The organism is Mucilaginibacter sp. P25 (assembly GCF_050859465.1).
GTDB classification, from domain to species: domain Bacteria; phylum Bacteroidota; class Bacteroidia; order Sphingobacteriales; family Sphingobacteriaceae; genus Mucilaginibacter; species Mucilaginibacter gossypii.
On sequence record NZ_CP193937.1, the window covers coordinates 6,409,437 to 6,424,869 of the forward strand.

At 41.5% G+C, this 15,433-nt stretch carries 18 protein-coding genes; 8 read left to right on the plus strand and 10 right to left on the minus strand.

Annotated elements, in window-relative coordinates; translation table 11 throughout:
* The first annotated feature begins 594 nt into the window (after positions 1-594).
* A complete protein-coding gene (locus tag ACRQ5D_RS32275; RefSeq protein ID WP_091174378.1) occupies positions 595-960 on the plus strand; it encodes a response regulator in 366 nt (121 codons plus the stop codon).
* Between the two features lie 79 nt (positions 961-1,039).
* Here the strand turns inward: ACRQ5D_RS32275 and ACRQ5D_RS32280 are convergent, their stop codons facing one another.
* The 4 genes from ACRQ5D_RS32280 to ACRQ5D_RS32295 all read right to left on the minus strand — a co-directional run bounded on the left by ACRQ5D_RS32280 (position 1,040) and on the right by ACRQ5D_RS32295 (position 2,926).
* Positions 1,040-1,411 (minus strand): hypothetical protein, encoded by a 372-nt coding sequence (locus ACRQ5D_RS32280; RefSeq protein ID WP_091174382.1) that lies wholly within the window; start codon positions 1,409-1,411, stop codon positions 1,040-1,042.
* 72 nt (positions 1,412-1,483) lie between these two features.
* A complete protein-coding gene (locus tag ACRQ5D_RS32285; RefSeq protein WP_431198789.1) occupies positions 1,484-1,639 on the minus strand; it encodes a hypothetical protein in 156 nt (51 codons plus the stop codon).
* A gap of 74 nt (positions 1,640-1,713) precedes the next feature.
* Positions 1,714-1,989 (minus strand): GbsR/MarR family transcriptional regulator, encoded by a 276-nt coding sequence (locus ACRQ5D_RS32290; protein WP_431198790.1) that lies wholly within the window; start codon positions 1,987-1,989, stop codon positions 1,714-1,716.
* Between the two features lie 271 nt (positions 1,990-2,260).
* Positions 2,261-2,926 carry an O-methyltransferase gene (locus ACRQ5D_RS32295; protein ID WP_091174390.1) on the minus strand — a complete coding sequence of 222 codons (666 nt, stop codon included), beginning with the start codon at positions 2,924-2,926 and terminating at the stop codon, positions 2,261-2,263.
* A gap of 525 nt (positions 2,927-3,451) precedes the next feature.
* Between ACRQ5D_RS32295 and ACRQ5D_RS32300 the strand changes: the two genes are divergently transcribed.
* The 3 genes from ACRQ5D_RS32300 (at position 3,452) to ACRQ5D_RS32310 (ending at position 4,896) form a co-directional block, all read left to right on the plus strand.
* Positions 3,452-4,012, plus strand: a complete 561-nt coding sequence (locus ACRQ5D_RS32300; RefSeq protein ID WP_431198791.1) for an endonuclease/exonuclease/phosphatase family protein — start codon at positions 3,452-3,454, stop codon at positions 4,010-4,012.
* 89 nt (positions 4,013-4,101) lie between these two features.
* Positions 4,102-4,659 carry a phosphonate metabolism protein/1,5-bisphosphokinase (PRPP-forming) PhnN gene (gene phnN / locus ACRQ5D_RS32305; RefSeq protein ID WP_091174397.1) on the plus strand — a complete coding sequence of 186 codons (558 nt, stop codon included), beginning with the start codon at positions 4,102-4,104 and terminating at the stop codon, positions 4,657-4,659.
* A gap of 18 nt (positions 4,660-4,677) precedes the next feature.
* Positions 4,678-4,896 (plus strand): hypothetical protein, encoded by a 219-nt coding sequence (locus tag ACRQ5D_RS32310; protein ID WP_091174400.1) that lies wholly within the window; start codon positions 4,678-4,680, stop codon positions 4,894-4,896.
* Between the two features lie 49 nt (positions 4,897-4,945).
* Here ACRQ5D_RS32310 and ACRQ5D_RS32315 read toward each other — a convergent pair whose 3' ends face one another.
* The 3 genes from ACRQ5D_RS32315 to ACRQ5D_RS32325 form a co-directional block, all read right to left on the minus strand.
* Positions 4,946-6,319, minus strand: coding sequence for a COG3014 family protein (locus ACRQ5D_RS32315; protein WP_432327829.1), 1,374 nt, complete (start codon positions 6,317-6,319; stop codon positions 4,946-4,948).
* 114 nt (positions 6,320-6,433) lie between these two features.
* Positions 6,434-7,027 carry a penicillin-binding protein activator LpoB gene (locus ACRQ5D_RS32320; protein WP_090533063.1) on the minus strand — a complete coding sequence of 198 codons (594 nt, stop codon included), beginning with the start codon at positions 7,025-7,027 and terminating at the stop codon, positions 6,434-6,436.
* Between the two features lie 51 nt (positions 7,028-7,078).
* Positions 7,079-7,495, minus strand: coding sequence for a hypothetical protein (locus ACRQ5D_RS32325; protein ID WP_091174405.1), 417 nt, complete (start codon positions 7,493-7,495; stop codon positions 7,079-7,081).
* Between the two features lie 316 nt (positions 7,496-7,811).
* Between ACRQ5D_RS32325 and ACRQ5D_RS32330 the strand changes: the two genes are divergently transcribed.
* Positions 7,812-8,297 (plus strand): nuclear transport factor 2 family protein, encoded by a 486-nt coding sequence (locus ACRQ5D_RS32330; protein ID WP_091174409.1) that lies wholly within the window; start codon positions 7,812-7,814, stop codon positions 8,295-8,297.
* 138 nt (positions 8,298-8,435) lie between these two features.
* Here the strand turns inward: ACRQ5D_RS32330 and ACRQ5D_RS32335 are convergent, their stop codons facing one another.
* On the minus strand, positions 8,436-10,070 hold the full coding sequence (locus ACRQ5D_RS32335) for an FMN-binding glutamate synthase family protein (protein WP_091174413.1): 1,635 nt from the start codon (positions 10,068-10,070) through the stop codon (positions 8,436-8,438).
* A gap of 185 nt (positions 10,071-10,255) precedes the next feature.
* Here ACRQ5D_RS32335 and ACRQ5D_RS32340 point away from each other — a divergent pair, with 185 nt between their 5' ends.
* The 3 genes from ACRQ5D_RS32340 (at position 10,256) to ACRQ5D_RS32350 (ending at position 12,486) form a co-directional block, all read left to right on the plus strand.
* Positions 10,256-10,798: a YceI family protein gene (locus ACRQ5D_RS32340; RefSeq protein ID WP_091174417.1), complete on the plus strand. Its 543-nt coding sequence runs from the start codon at positions 10,256-10,258 to the stop codon at positions 10,796-10,798.
* A 244-nt stretch (positions 10,799-11,042) separates the two neighbouring features.
* Positions 11,043-11,762 (plus strand): hypothetical protein, encoded by a 720-nt coding sequence (locus tag ACRQ5D_RS32345; RefSeq protein WP_432327831.1) that lies wholly within the window; start codon positions 11,043-11,045, stop codon positions 11,760-11,762.
* Positions 11,763-11,865: 103 nt separating this feature from the next.
* Positions 11,866-12,486: an L-threonylcarbamoyladenylate synthase gene (locus tag ACRQ5D_RS32350; RefSeq protein ID WP_090533076.1), complete on the plus strand. Its 621-nt coding sequence runs from the start codon at positions 11,866-11,868 to the stop codon at positions 12,484-12,486.
* 258 nt (positions 12,487-12,744) lie between these two features.
* Here the strand turns inward: ACRQ5D_RS32350 and trpA are convergent, their stop codons facing one another.
* Together trpA and ACRQ5D_RS32360 are read right to left on the minus strand one after the other, a co-directional pair.
* Positions 12,745-13,515 (minus strand): tryptophan synthase subunit alpha, encoded by a 771-nt coding sequence (trpA, locus tag ACRQ5D_RS32355; RefSeq protein ID WP_091174429.1) that lies wholly within the window; start codon positions 13,513-13,515, stop codon positions 12,745-12,747.
* 108 nt (positions 13,516-13,623) lie between these two features.
* Positions 13,624-15,432 (minus strand): bifunctional phosphoribosylanthranilate isomerase/tryptophan synthase subunit beta, encoded by a 1,809-nt coding sequence (locus ACRQ5D_RS32360; protein WP_091174432.1) that lies wholly within the window; start codon positions 15,430-15,432, stop codon positions 13,624-13,626.
* Position 15,433 lies beyond the last annotated feature (1 nt).

The following is a 15,433-nucleotide window of genomic DNA, read 5'->3' on the forward strand; positions in this document are numbered from 1 at the left end:
TTATTTCATAAAAAGAAATCAACACTTACTTAAAAGTACTTTTCCTTCCTTTTCTTCTTCACCATAATATAGATATTGTATTTTGGCTGCCTGTTATTTTAAGTTTGTGGAAGAAAACGAAGCCAAGTCAAAGAAAAGATATTATTGTTCAAAATGCGGAGCCCCTTACCACTTCCAGATGCGAAGGAGTTGGTTTTTGAAAAACGTCCTGTTTTTTATACCAGTTAGGAAATATTTTTGCGCAAAGTGCAAAAAATCGGCTCACGTTTTCATCAAATAATTTTCAATTAATCAATTTCTTCGGTGTATTGATACCCTGTTATTACCAGTAAATGCAGATAATCTGCGTTTGCACTCCTCTTATACTGTTATTTTAAAGCCCCGACCTTATTTGTATACAAAAATATAATCGTTGTATATGTTATAAATACAGAATTACAGAGTATTCCCATATAAAGCCGTATAAACTACAAATTTGGATTAAGATAGTTAAGCATAATACTTGGTATAAAAATTGCTGTAATTTTCCTGATATTGTATAAAGCCATATCGCCATTGACTTTTTTGCTGATACATTTTTTTAACAGATTACCTATGCGACGGATATTAGCGGTGGACGACGACAAAGATATTTTAGAAATCATAAAATATATACTGGAAGATTCAGGCTACGAGGTTGATACCTTAACTGAAGGCAAAAATTTGTTTGACCGGATAAAGCAACATGAACCCGATTTGATTTTGCTTGACATTATGCTCGGCAATTTAGATGGCCGTGAACTTTGCAAGACCCTTAAAAACCAACAGGAAACCAAAAACATCCCTGTTATATTAATTTCGGCAAGCCATAATCCGGGTATGCTCAGCCAAGCCGGTTCGCCTGATGATTTTATAGCCAAACCCTTTGATATTGATGTTTTGCTGAATAGTATAAACAGACAATTAAGAAATGCTGCCTGATATACTGGACATGTCCCCGCAAAAAAAACGGAGCAGGCAAATATTGGCCTACCCCGTCAAATCAAAACAAAACTAAAAACTAAGCATTTATAGTAAATGCATTTTCCCGTTTAGCACGATTACGCAGCTTAAAGAAAATGACAAGGTTTAGGAAATGCATACCGCCCAATATTAAAATTATCCAGCCCACTTTATAACTCAGTACTTCAACCACTACCTGCATATTTGCAATACTGCCATACTCCTTTAAGGCCAGGCTCATATAGCCTATATTTACCAGGTAAAAGCCTACTACAAGCAGCTTGTTCACAGAATCGGCAAGTTCACTATTGCCGTGAAAAATATCCACTAAAAATATACGCCCGTTTTTAAACAGCACTTTGGCAACCCATACTGTTAATGCTATGCTTGCCAACAGGTAAATGACATAGGTTAAAATAAAGTAGTTCATGATACAAAGATTTAGTTATTATTAATTATTTAGAATTTTCAGTAAAAATTGAAAATTTTTTTGTAAAAAAATTTATTTAAACACTTTCAATATCGAACCAAAAAACCAGTTCTCTTCGGCCTTGAGCATGGTATCAAGTGTTTTGTTCACGTTATTAGCCAGCTTATTTATATCAGTAACCGTGGTTTTAAATGTTTTATAAGCCGGATCTTTTGTATCGCCATCCACCTCAGCCAGTTGATCAAGTATTTTAATGATTGGTGTAAGCTCGCGCTTTTTACGTTCTTCGGCAACACAGCGGGCTATAGTCCATACATCTTTTTCGGCGTAAAAAACTCCTTACGCTCGCCGGTTTTATGCCGCTTTTCAACCAAACCCCAATCAATGAGGTCGCGCAGGGTCATATTGGCATTACCGCGTGATATGCTTAATTCGGCCATCACTTCTTCAGTGGTCAAAGCTTCTGGCGAGATCATCAGCAAAGCATGTACCTGGGCCATGGTACGGTTAATCCCCCACTCCGACCCCAGCTTACCCCAGGCCTCAATGAACTTTAACTTTGCCTCTGCCAATTCCATGCACAAATATAAACAAGTTTTTAAACTTTCAAAAAAAAATGAAAATTTAGGTTAGAGGTTAGAGGTTAGAGGTTAGAGGTTAGAGGTTAGAGGTTAGAGGTTAGAGGTTAGAGGTTAGAGGTTAGAGGTTAATGCGCTTTCACTTGCTTTGTTTTAAAATGTAAAATAAATATGCACCACATTCTGTACGTGCAAACACAGCTGTAGCAAAGGAGCCAACGGTTTGTAAAGCACTCCGTTTACCGAAACAGCCCGCCAACGTGGTATTAAATTACTTCACAACAGCTATAGCCATGCCATCATGCTCCTTGGTTCCTACTGTTTGGATAATGGTGGCTGTTACCTGTTGGTTGGCGGCAAGCGCTTTATTAAAACGCTGCACCCCGCTAACGCGCTCATCATCACAGTTATCATCAAGTACTCTACCTTCGCGGATTACATTATCTGCAACAATAAGGGTACCGGGCCTGGAAAGTTTAAGCGCCCATTCAAAATATTCGGTATAAGGTAGCTTATCGGCATCAATAAAGATCATATCAAACGGGCCTTCATCATCGGCCTCAAGGGTTGCGAGGCTCTCCATTGCCTTGCCTACTTTAATTTCAACCACAGGGTCCAAACCGGCGTTGATGATATTCCGGCGGGCAACATCAGCATAAGCCTGTTCCAGTTCAAGCGTAACGAGCTGTCCATCGGCAGGCAGCGCGCGGGCCAGCCAAATGGTACTGTAACCGCCAAGCGTACCTATTTCCAGGATCTTTTTCGCACCACATAAATGGGCCAGTACCTGTAAAAACTTACCCTGGTTAGCCGACACATTGATGCCCGGAATACCGGCATCCTCCATTGATTTCAAAGTACCTTTCAGCACCGCGTCTTCATCCTCAAACAAATTACCTATATACTGATCAACCGATTCAAAAAGTGAAGTATCCATAACGCAAATTTTTTATTATGATAAAATTAAACACGAACTAAAAGCAAAACGCACAAAGCCTAAAGCTAATGAACTGGTTTAAATTTAAATTGCTATATGTGAAATTAATAGTTTTATAAACCTGTTTGCCGAAAACACCTTGCCTCTTGCCACGCTCAATTGAAACTTTTATACCGTAAATTTTACATGGGTTAACCGGCAGGCTCCTGGTCAGTATCGCCAGGCCGGTGTTATCAGCTAATAATTACCGAATATTGATTGTATAATTTAGATTGCTGATATTGCCTGAGTGGAAAATGTTAAAATTGTCACCATAAATACATGGAAATGTGATGGTGAGTATCGGGTGCGCATGGGCATACTTGCCAAACAACTTAAACAATTAAAACCTCATGTTATAGCTTGCCAGGAATGTTTTTACAGTGAAGAAGCAAATGCTGATACCCTGAAATTTTTGGCTGCCGAATTAAATATGCACTATTGTTTTTTACCCGGCCGATCAAAAAAAGACGGTTTGAAGGGAGTATGGTCAACAGTACATCGGGCCTGGGCATATTATCAGTTTACCCGGTTACCGAAACCGGGAGTTTTGATTTACCTGTAGTAGCCGAAGATAACGACCGCAAAGCTTTCCGGGTAAACGTAAACCTGCCATCGGGAAAAACAGTTACTGTTACCACTACCCATCTTACACACCTGGGCCAGCATAAAGGCCTAAGAAAAGCCCAGGCCGAAGCCCTTGCGGGTTTTGTTATTGAGGAAACCCCAAAACCATACCACATTGTTTGCGGCGACTTTAATGCTACACCCGATTCGGAAGCGGTTATGGCTTTCCGGGAATTATCTAAAGCTGCTGACTGTTATACCGAAGGTAATGGTACAGAACCGAGATACAGCCTTACAGACGCCTATTACAAAGCCAACAAACAGGTATGTGTTGATCAGATTTTCACTTTGCCTTTCCCTGATACGGATAATTATCCGCGGTTTATCGATTCGGCAGTGGTATTAAACGTGCCTGATGAAGAAACCGGCTTGTACCCGAGCGATCATTTCGGCATCACCACAACACTTGTAATAAATTGACTATAAACAACCTGCCGTCAATCGGTAATTTTACCATCCAAAATATAGCGGTTCAAACAATCCGCTCTTTTCATCCATAAAAAACCACCATGAGCAAGCTATTTTATGTTATTGGCGCATCCGGAGCAGGCAAAGACACCTTGATGAATTACGCCCGCAAGCAAATTAACGGATCGGAAAATGTGGTATTTGCACACCGGTATATTACCCGTCCGCCATTTTCTGGCAATGAGAACCACGTTAGCTTAACCAATGAGGAATTTGCATTAAGAAGCAAAGCCGGGATGTTTGCTTTAAGCTGGGGCAGCCACGATAAATACTATGGCATAGGCCAGGAAATAAACAACTGGCTTAATAAAGGCTTTAATGTGGTGGTTAACGGATCGCGCGAATACCTGCCCGTTGCACAGCGGCTCTACCCCGATCTGATAGTAATACTAGTAACTGCGAGTCCCGAAGCTATTGCAAGTCGCCTGGTTGGGCGCGGACGGGAAAACACTGAAGAAATAGCCAATCGTATAGCCCGCACTGCCGAACTCAACACCAATCTCGAAAACTGCATCGAAATACAGAATGACGGTGCTATTGAACTTGCCGGGAACGAACTGGTAAACCTGGTCTCGGTAACGGAAAAACAACTGGCTTAAACCTGCTTTCAATATGTGATGAAAACTATTGATGGTTCAATACACCGAAAGATTACTGAGCTGGCAATTGCAGTAGATATTTTAGTTTTTTTGAAGGCGAACCGTGAAATACTTAAATATACTGATAAAGGGGTATTTCAAGGAGATGATATTAAAGCTATTTTTGAAAAATACTTAGAAAAGTATTTAAATATCGAACCTAAACCCTATCAATATAAATTAGCCATCTGCCCTTAACAGCAAATGGCTTTTTTATTTATATAAAAATCTCAAATATTGTTGCAAGCTATCGCAAGGTAGCATAATTATAAAACTGCAACCTGCCATTCCCTTGTATAGTAATGGTTTTGGTTTCAGTGGCGCCCTGGGCATTTTTGAGGGTAATATGCACCTGGTTATCTCCTTTTTGCAAAGGGATCCGTGCATAAGAAATATAAGCCGGCAGGCTTTGCCAGTTGCGGGTATCTGCTTTTTCAGATAGTAAGCTGTAAAGCTGAATGCCATAACCGAGCCCTTCCAATAACCCGTTGGTTTTGCCATCACTTTTGGCAGCTGCACGTATCGAATATTCGGCTATCTTCTTCACAGCAAGGCGCGACAGGATCCCGCTCATTTCTTTTAATGCACGCTGCTGCAAAGTTTTAAATGCCAGCTCATTAATATCTTCAGCTTTTACCAATGACGCATCCTGGTTATTAACCGAGATACTTGCGCTTGAATAATATGGCGTTTGCGCAACATATTTAGGAAATGCAACCCGTAGGCTTTCAACCGACTTGGTGTTCACCCTGTTCCTGTCACCGTCGTAATTAAAGGGAATTACCAGGCCTCCGGCAGCATCGGTAAAAAACAAGTCGCCGTTGCTGTTACGGATCAGGCTAAAAAACAGGTCGACCTGCGTTTTTACCGGGGCAAGGCCGTTCTCCCAAAAAAATATCAGCTCACCGCCTTCCGATGGTTTTACAGGTTCATATTTAATGCCAAAGGTTGTTTCAAACTGGTCAGCTTCTGTTGTAAAACCGTTCAGCTTTGCCGTGCGGATCACGTCCTCCTCCAGTTCAACGGGCATCGGGGTACCGTAATAAGTTTTATCAGGACTTTTAAGGTAGATCTCAGCCGCGTTCCTGTATGATATAAATGCATTGTTTACATCGTTGTTGCTTTCATACAACATCCCCTGCAACGTCAGCGAAAATGCGTCGTTTGAGTAACGGCTGTCTTTATTGTTATACTTATCGCCCTGTTCCTGAGCCTGTAAAGTAATACGACGGGCTTCAACAATTGCATCCTCTGTTTTATTCAGGTACAAATAATTGAGCGCCTTATAATAATGGATCATGAACTTTTCAAAATCCTCTCCTTTATACCTTTGCGATGCGGAATTAAGCAAAACGCCAACAGCGGCGTCAGATGCGCTGGTCAAACCTTCATCAAGCAACTGATCGGCCTGGTTAAAGTAGTTGTTGCTATTTTCGTACTCGCCTTTTAAATGGCAGATCCTCCCCTTCTCCATCAGGTACAGGAGCTTATTTCGGGGCTTTTGAATCAGGCTGTTATTATCAAGCTCCTTCTCGGCCTGGGGATAGTTACCGGCCGATACATTTTTGTAATAAGGAGCAACACTTTGATTATAGGTTGAACACGCCGATAAAAAAAGCATCAGCCCGATAAAAGAAAATACCCGGAGAATATGCGTACGTAAGTTGATCATTATTAAATGCAAACTGCCCCGAACACAGGCGTACCATGTTCAGGGCAATGATGTTTACCAGCTTTAGTTTTTAACGTATTTGGCAATTTTCTTTTCGCCTATCCAAACCACTTCATTTGTTTGAATGTTGGTAAGCTCCAGATTTACCTGGTAGTAAACAACTTTTTGGCGTTTGTGCGAATCAACTATTGAATTGATTGAGCCCTGCAGTATATAATCGGCACCATTTTCCAGGCCAAATTTTTTCATGCTTGATACCGTAGCGTTTGTTTGCTGATCGGCCTTTTCGGCACGTAACTCATCACGTTTTTTACCGCCCTGCACCAAACGTACTTTTTGCGATTGGATGAATGAGCTTTCAATATCAGTTAAGAATGTTTCGGCATCAATATGTTCGTGGCTTTTATTTTGTACAAAGCCAACTATAACTACCGGGCGTTTACCCTGGTGCTCGTTAAGGTGAGTATCTATCCAGTTAGCACCTAAAATTTTTCCGGTAAGCTCATCGGCTGCCATTCGTGCATCACTGTTATTCCAGTTGCCGCTAACATCAATAGTTTGGTCGGTGCTAACGCGTGTAACCTGCCTTGAACATGAGGCTATAAAAATCCCTGAAACTGCTATTGCAGCAACTGTTAAAATCCTGTTAAATTTCATTTGTAGTATATTATAAATTATGATGTGTTAGATTGATTGTTGCTTAATTTGTTACCAGCCAAAACCGATACCGATGCTTGTACGGCCGCCCCAGCGGCCACCATAATAGCCGCCCCAGCGATTGCCCCATCCATAGTTTAAAAATGGCGAATAAGAGTAGCCGCCATATAAGCCCCATGACGGTGAATAATCATAATATCCGTTCATGCGTTCCTCATGCCGCCACGCGCGGTTTTGACGGCGGCGTTCCAGTTTGGCTTCATACCAATCGTAAGCTTTGTAAGTATTTTGTATGGTTACCCCGTGCAGGCTGTTCAGGGTATCGGCAACCCTGATATATTTTGCCTGGCTTTCCATGTAGCGTGGATTTTGATCGGCAACCAGCGATGCTGTTTCCTGGGCCTTTACGGCGCCACTAAACAAACCGCCTAAAAGCATCAAGCCTATCATAAAGATATTCCTTTTCATTGCGCTTAATTTAATAAGTAAAGTTACGTAAAATGCAGTCCAAATATTACACAGGCACCGGGCATAAACCGTTAAATTATGTTAATCGGGAGCATTTTTACTTAATTATGAATTGCAGGAGTACCATACGTTTTTTTTAACCATGAAAATGGTCTATATCATTGTCACTATCGGTCATGGTGGCGCGTCATGATGATATATTTAACATTTATATAAAGCTAAAAGCAAAATGCACAAAGCCTAAAGCTTAACATTCTGTTTATTAACATTATTTAATTATTTTATGTGAATTAATTATTAGACGCTCTATCATATCATGAAAAAATCAACCTATACCCTGTTTATTATTGGCTTTACTGCGATACTGTCTGCCTCGGTTGCCAACGCGCAAACCAAGGCCTTTAAACCAAAAGACCAGCAGTTATTTAACACCATCGCACACATGGATAGTGTAATGTTCAACGCCTTTAACGGCCGTAATTTAGAAGTGATGAAAACACTGTTTGCGCCCGATGTTGAATTTTATAATGACGGTAAGGGCTTAACCGACTATGACGGCACCATGGCCGGCTTTAAAGGAATTTTTGAAAACAAACAAGCCGCCGACCTGCGCCGCGACCTGCTTAAAGAAACGCTTGAGGTTTACCCCATGCCCGGTTTTGGCGCTATTGAAATGGGTACGCATCGTTTCACACATACCGAAAACGGCCAACCGGTAATCGGCCTAATGAAATTCGTACACATTTGGCAGTATAAGGACGGGCAATGGAAAGTGACAAGGGTAGTAAGTGTAGGACATTAATTATGCTAACAGATCCGTTAAGTGTTTTGAATTTCCCTCTCAAGCGCGGGGCTTTCGCAATATAACCCGCCGGTTCAGGCATTCGTGCTTGAACCGGCAATCGCGCCATTTTTAACTATCACCAACTCTCAAGTTTCTTCAATACGAACTCACATTGCTATAGTCAACATTTGTAATCCCGCTATAATCAGGCACAAACGTATTTTCGCTGCTGATGGCCATATCAAACTCAAACGATGCCGGATAAGGTGTGTTTAACAAACTGCCTTTGGGGATGTAAGGGAACAACTCGCCATAAGTCAGGATCTGGCTGTGGTTAACACGACGGTAAATATACATGCGGTGCAGGTCGCACGGTTTGCTTAAACCCGCGGCACCTATCATTTGAATGGCGCTGCTCACCGTTTGCCGGTGAAAATTTGCCACACGTACTTTTTTATCATCCACTACCAGGCCTTTCATCAGGCTTTTATCCTGTGTAGCCACACCGGTTGGACAGGTGTTCGTGTTGCATTCCAGCGCCTGGATGCAGCCAAGGGCGAACATCATGCCACGGGCACTGTTGCACATATCGGCGCCGAGGGCAAAATTTTTGACCAGGTCAAAACCCGTGGCTACTTTGCCTGATGCTATAAGCTTGATATGTTTTTTAAGATCGAACCCGGTCAGCGCATCATAAACAAAAGCCAAAGCCTCGCGCAGCGGCATCCCTACCGAGTTACTGAACTCAAGCGGGGCAGCGCCGGTGCCGCCTTCTCCTCCATCAACAGTAATAAAATCAGGAGTAATGCCTGTTTTAACCATGGCCTTGCAAATAGCTAAAAACTCGCTTTTATGACCTACACACAATTTAAATCCGATTGGCTTGCCGCCTGAAAGATCCCGAAGCTTTTGAATAAATACCATCAGCTCCAATGGATTGGTGAACGCGGTATGGTATGGCGGCGATACTACATCCTCCCCCATCTCCACCAGCCTGATCCGTGCAATTTCAGGAGTGACTTTGGCAGCGGGCAATATCCCGCCATGACCGGGCTTTGCTCCTTGCGACAGCTTGATCTCGATCATTTTCACTTGTGGCAGCACCGCGCGTTCGGCAAAGGCATTGTAGTTGATAGTACCATCCTTATGGCGGCAACTGAAATAGCCGGTGCCTATTTGCCAAATGATATCGCCGCCCGGTTGCAAGTGGTAATCACTCAATCCGCCCTCGCCGGTGTTATGCGCAAAGTTATCCAGTTTTGCACCGCCGTTAAGGGCCAGTATGGCGTTCATACTCAACGAACCAAAGCTCATGGCCGAAATATTAAATACGCTGGCCATATAAGGCTGCGTACAGGATGCCCCGCCGACCTTTACACGGGGATCCATATTTAATTTATGGTGATCAATAGCGGCGATGCTATGGTTAAGCCATTCGTAGCCATTATCATAAACATCAAGCTCGGTACCAAAGGGGCGGGTGTCATCAACCTTTTTGGCTCGCTGGTAAATTACGCTCCTGTTTTGACGGTTAAAAGGCGTACCGTTGGTATCGCTTTCAATAAAGTACTGGTATATTTTGGGTCTTAACTCTTCCATCAAATACCTCAGGTGGCCAAATACAGGGTAATTGCGCACAATGCTATGCTTAGGCTGCACCATATCATAAAAACCGATAAGATATATAGGTCCAATGAACAGGAACGACCATGCAGCGGGTGGCCAGATGACAGTCCACAAAGCAAGCATACTGAATATGATAAAGAACGAAACAACGAAGAGCTTTCTCATGGATAGTTAATTTTATATGAAGCGGCTATTAAGTTTGATAAAAATAGATTTATAATTTAAACAATAGGGCAAATTTGTGGTTAAGAAACTTACTCAATGTCGTTTTAAAGTCAAAAAGTAAAAATAGATGTTTAAACATCTATTTTTGTGCTTATCTTTGTATCAACAAAAAAGAAATAAAAATCATGGCAACAGAAACAGCAACAAAATGGGTTATTGACCCTATGCACTCAGAAGTACAATTTAAAGTTAAACACCTGGTTATTTCAACCGTGAGTGGTTTTTTCAAAAGCTTTAACGGTGAGTTATTAACTGATAATGATGATTTTGAAAATGCTGAAATTGATTTCTCTTTAGATATCAACAGCATTGACACCAATCAGACACAACGCGACGAGCACTTGAAATCGGCCGAATTTTTTGACGCTGAAAAATATCCACAGATTGTTTTCAAATCAACTTCATTTACCAAAACTGATGATGAAGAGTATGAATTGAAAGGTAACCTGACCATTAAAGATCAAACCAAACCGGTAACGCTCGACGTAGAATTTGGTGGTTCGGCTGCCGACTTTTATGGCAATACCAAAGCTGGTTTCGAGATCAGCGGTAAAATCAACCGTAAAGATTTCGGTTTAACCTGGGACGGTGTAACCGAAGCCGGTTCAATTGTAGTTGGCGAAGACATTAAATTGTTGATCAACATACAGTTTACTAAACAAGCTTAATTGTTTTAATACTGTTGCTGTGTTTTAACTTTTAAAATGCCGCTGTTGTTAAAGGATCCAAACAACACGGCATTATTGAAACAGCAAAACAGGTTAAAATTTAAATAGCAAAGCCATTCTGATTTAATCGGGATGGCTTTGTTGTTTTTAGATGGATTTTGCTTTCAATTGGTTAATTTTAAAACGAGTAACCAAGCCTTATGAAACACCTTTCAATTCTGTTCGTTATTTTACTAATATCAGCATGTACTCACCCTCAAAAGAGGAAAAAGTAAATTCATTGATAAACATCGTTAAAGCAGACAATACATCCCCCTCTATAAACGACACTATAAACATCAGCACTGTTAAAACAGATACGATCAAATACTCAAAAAAAGAGCTAAAAAGAATTCTGTACTACAACTCCGAATTGGGTAATAAGATACCGCTTTCTCCGGATGCTACCTACAACGAGGGGCCATTAAGTAACCGTCCCAACGATACAAGTTATATAAACTACGGCAGCGAGAATGGGATGGACAATTATTATCTCTTATACGCGTATTTCCTGATGCTTAAAACCGGGAAGGAAAAATATGCGGATCAAAGAGAGAAATTGATCAAAATGTATCAGGATATAAATTTTATATATGAACAGCTGGCCGGCGGAGGTACGTATTTCGACCATCAGCAAGCACGTATATTTGGCTACGCTGAATATTCTGTTTATAAATACAAATACCATGAAGAGAATAAGGATTTTAAAAAATATAATGTAGTAAAACAAAAACAGCTTTACATCAAGCTGCTAAAACAACATATTGATGATGAATTAAATGCTATATTTTTTACTGGCGAGGAAACCCAAAAGCTTAAATTAAAAAAAGCATTGACAGAAAAGGCTGATGATATCGATCATTTAATAACAGGATATTTTTACCTGGAAGAGGCCCAGGAGTTTCAAAATTCGAAATACTACTAAAGAACTAAACGGCAGTTATCAATTTCAAGTTTTACCAAATGTCAATAACCTTGATTTTCAAGCGCTTTTTAAACCAAGTAGCTGTATCTTTGTTTTTATACTTATGTTAATTAAAATATATCCCGAAAACCCTAATCCAAAGGCTATTGAGCAGGTGGTTGAGGTGTTAAAAAAAGGCGGCCTCATCATATACCCTACCGATACCATTTATGGTTTAGGCTGCGATATCACCAACCACCGCGCTATTGAGGCCATTTGTAAGATCAGGAACATCAAACCCGAAAAAGCAAACTTCTCATTCATTTGCTATGATCTGAGCCATATTTCTGATTACATCAAACCGATTGACAATACTACTTTTCGCGTGCTCAAGAAAGCGTTGCCGGGGCCATTTACATTCATATTCAATGCCAGTCATATGGTTCCCAAAATGCTCAGCTCCAACAAAAAAACGGTTGGTATCAGGGTGCCCGACAATAATATAGCCCGCGAAATTGTGCGTGTGTTGGGTAATCCGATACTTTCTACATCTATAAGGGACGACGACGATATTATCGAGTACTCAACCGATCCGGAGCTGATCCACGAAAAATATGAAGACCTGGTGGATATTGTGATCGATGGTGGTTATGGCGACAACATCCCATCAACCATAGTTGATTGCACTACCGGCGACTTTGATATTGTTCGTGAAGGTAAAGGTGATTTGGAGTTGTATTTGTAGAAAAGCCTTAAATATTACAGGGCATTGCACTACTATGTGAACACATCTTTAACTAAAAGAAAATGTCATTTCGATTGAGCAGCTGGGCATCGGCGCTGGGGCGAAAGAGAAATCTCCTACGCCTGTAGAGCCGTACACATGTTTTAGAACAAGGCGTATAAGATTTCTCCTGCCCCCTTCACACATTTTCCACAACCGGTTCTGTCGAAATGACATTCGGTTTTATTCATTAATATTCATCGCCCGGTGTATATTTTTTTACGGCCTTATCCCTTTCACAAACCCCTCAATGTTATCCATATAACCTTCCTCACCTAAAAGCTTCACAAATTTGCTGCCTATTATTGCCCCATTGGCATAATTACATGCTTTGGTAAAGCTGCTGCTATCAGTAATCCCAAAACCAATAATGGTTGGATTCTTTAGCTTCATCGCGGTAATGCGTTTGTAGTATTCTTCTACACTATCACTCAGTTTCAGGTTATAGCCGGTTATTGTTGATGACGACAGCAGGTAGATAAAGCTGTTGCTCAGTTCATCAATTTTGCGGATGCGCTCTTCGGATGTTTGCGGGGTTACCAGGAATATATTGCTCAGGCCGTTATCGATAAAATATGACGAGTACATTTTTTCATATTCATAGATCGGCAGATCGGGTACAATAATACCGTCAACACCTACCTCGGCAGCCTTTTTACAAAACCGTTCAACACCATATTGTGCAATGGGATTAAAATAGCCCATAAGCAAAATAGGAATACTTACCCTGCTGCGCAGTTCGGCAAGCTCTTCAAACAAAACTTTAAGGCTCATGCCATTTTCCAATGCTACCTCTGAGCTATGCTGAATAGTCGGGCCATCAGCGACGGGATCAGAATAAGGAAAACCGATCTCCAGGAAATCGGCACCTGATTTCTCAAGGGCTTCAGCAATATCAACTGTAGTGTTCAGCGCTGGGTAACCGGCGGTAAAGTATATAGATAACAGGTTATTGTTTTTTGATGCAAAAAGTTTGTTTAAACGGTTCATTGTATTTTATTTGTCCATGGACTATAGACCATAGTCCATAGTTTTGTTTTTTACTGTTGATTTTTTCACGGATCAGCTATGGTCTATGGACCATCAACTATGAACCAATTAGTACCCGAAATAATTAATATACGTATCCAGGTCCTTATCTCCCCTGCCCGAAATGCAGATCACCACATTATCGTTGGCTTCAAACTTCATTTTCTCCAACTGGGCCAAAGCATGGGCTGTTTCAATGGCCGGGATAATCCCTTCCAGCTGACAGCAAAGTAAACCTGCCTGCAAAGCCTCCTCATCGGTAATACTTACATATTGTCCGCGGCCGGTTTTAAACAAATGTGCGTGCTGCGGCCCTATACCCGGATAATCCAGTCCCGCCGAAATTGAATATGGCTCAACCACCTGTCCGTCTTCGGTTTGCATCAATATGGTGCGACTGCCATGCAGCACCCCTTCATCGCCCAAAGCTGTTGTAGCGGCAGATTCACCACTATTTACGCCTTTACCTGCCGCTTCAACAGCAACCAGTTTCACAGCCTCATCCTCTATAAAATGATAAAACATCCCCATAGCGTTGCTGCCCCCGCCTACACAAGCCATCACATATTGCGGTAACTCCTTGCCGGTTTGCTCAAGCAACTGGGCCTTTGTTTCCTGCGATATGATAGATTGAAAACGGGCCACAATATCCGGATAAGGATACGGGCCAACTACAGAGCCAATGATATAATGTGTATCAACCGGGTTGCCTATCCAATCGCGCAGGGCTTCGTTGGTAGCGTCTTTAAGTGTTTTACTGCCCGATGTGGCGGGTACAACCTTAGCGCCCAGCATTTTCATACGGGCCACGTTTGGCGCCTGCCTTACCATGTCAATTTCGCCCATGTAAACAACGCATTCAATATTCATGAGTGCGCATACAGTAGCGGTAGCCACGCCATGCTGACCTGCGCCGGTTTCGGCAATGATACGCTTTTTGCCCAGGCGTTTTGCTAACAGGATCTGCCCAATGGCATTGTTAATTTTATGCGAGCCGGTATGGTTCAGGTCTTCGCGTTTAAAGAAGATGTTAGCGCCATATTTTTCCGAATATCTTTTGGCATGATATAACGGAGAAGGTCGGCCGACGTAGTTTTTAAGCAGGTCATCAAACTCGGCTTTAAAATCATCGTCATTTATGATATTGAGGTATTGCTCCCTTAATTCCTCTACGTTAGGGTACAACATTTCGGGGATATATGCTCCCCCAAAATCGCCATAATAACCTTGTTCGTTAACTCCGTATTTCATCTGTTGTATTTTATTTTTGATGATTTTAAATGCCTCTTTTAATTTTTCGATATTCTTCAAGCCCGGCTCATTTTCAAACCTGCTGTTAAGGTCAACCCCATAAAATTGGGGATGTGTGATGTTTTTAACCTCTTTTATATTTTCAAGCCCTACCCCTCCTGATAAAAAGAAGGGAATGTCCAGTTTATATTGATCAAGAATAGCCCAGTCAAAAGTTTTGCCCGAGCCTCCATATTCTTTTGTTTTGGTATCGAACAGGAAAAGATCGACATTGTTGGCATAATCTTTTAACTGTTCAAAATCAAAATCTTCGTTAATACCAAAAGCTTTGATTACAGTTACCCTACCTTTAAAAGCAGCGCAAAATTCCGGACTTTCATCACCATGCAACTGAACCGCGTTAAAACCATATTCAGTGACCAGGCGATCAATATTTTCAGAGCTTTCATTTACGAAAACGCCCGTTTTTTTGATAGAGGCGGGTATGGTTTGCAACGCACCTGCCGCCAGGTTTGCCATATAGCGTGGCGATTTGCCGTAGAAAATAAAGCCTGCATAGTCGGGCTGTAAAGCGGCAACCGCTTTAATATTTTCAGGATGTTTTAAACCGCAAACCTTTATTTTCATG

Bases quoted from the DNA above. Each gene is read 5' to 3' on its own strand.
- ACRQ5D_RS32275 (WP_091174378.1), top strand. From the start codon at position 595: ATGCGACGGATATTAGCGGTGGACGACGACAAAGATATTTTAGAAATC.
- ACRQ5D_RS32280 (WP_091174382.1), bottom strand. From the start codon at position 1,411: ATGAACTACTTTATTTTAACCTATGTCATTTACCTGTTGGCAAGCATA.
- ACRQ5D_RS32290 (WP_431198790.1), bottom strand. From the start codon at position 1,989: ATGGAATTGGCAGAGGCAAAGTTAAAGTTCATTGAGGCCTGGGGTAAG.
- ACRQ5D_RS32295 (WP_091174390.1), bottom strand. From the start codon at position 2,926: ATGGATACTTCACTTTTTGAATCGGTTGATCAGTATATAGGTAATTTG.
- ACRQ5D_RS32300 (WP_431198791.1), top strand. From the start codon at position 3,452: ATGGTCAACAGTACATCGGGCCTGGGCATATTATCAGTTTACCCGGTT.
- phnN (WP_091174397.1), top strand. From the start codon at position 4,102: ATGAGCAAGCTATTTTATGTTATTGGCGCATCCGGAGCAGGCAAAGAC.
- ACRQ5D_RS32310 (WP_091174400.1), top strand. From the start codon at position 4,678: ATGAAAACTATTGATGGTTCAATACACCGAAAGATTACTGAGCTGGCA.
- ACRQ5D_RS32315 (WP_432327829.1), bottom strand. From the start codon at position 6,319: ATGCTTTTTTTATCGGCGTGTTCAACCTATAATCAAAGTGTTGCTCCT.
- ACRQ5D_RS32320 (WP_090533063.1), bottom strand. From the start codon at position 7,027: ATGAAATTTAACAGGATTTTAACAGTTGCTGCAATAGCAGTTTCAGGG.
- ACRQ5D_RS32325 (WP_091174405.1), bottom strand. From the start codon at position 7,495: ATGAAAAGGAATATCTTTATGATAGGCTTGATGCTTTTAGGCGGTTTG.
- ACRQ5D_RS32330 (WP_091174409.1), top strand. From the start codon at position 7,812: ATGAAAAAATCAACCTATACCCTGTTTATTATTGGCTTTACTGCGATA.
- ACRQ5D_RS32335 (WP_091174413.1), bottom strand. From the start codon at position 10,070: ATGAGAAAGCTCTTCGTTGTTTCGTTCTTTATCATATTCAGTATGCTT.
- ACRQ5D_RS32340 (WP_091174417.1), top strand. From the start codon at position 10,256: ATGGCAACAGAAACAGCAACAAAATGGGTTATTGACCCTATGCACTCA.
- ACRQ5D_RS32345 (WP_432327831.1), top strand. From the start codon at position 11,043: ATGTACTCACCCTCAAAAGAGGAAAAAGTAAATTCATTGATAAACATC.
- ACRQ5D_RS32350 (WP_090533076.1), top strand. From the start codon at position 11,866: ATGTTAATTAAAATATATCCCGAAAACCCTAATCCAAAGGCTATTGAG.
- trpA (WP_091174429.1), bottom strand. From the start codon at position 13,515: ATGAACCGTTTAAACAAACTTTTTGCATCAAAAAACAATAACCTGTTA.
- ACRQ5D_RS32360 (WP_091174432.1), bottom strand. From the start codon at position 15,432: ATGAAAATAAAGGTTTGCGGTTTAAAACATCCTGAAAATATTAAAGCG.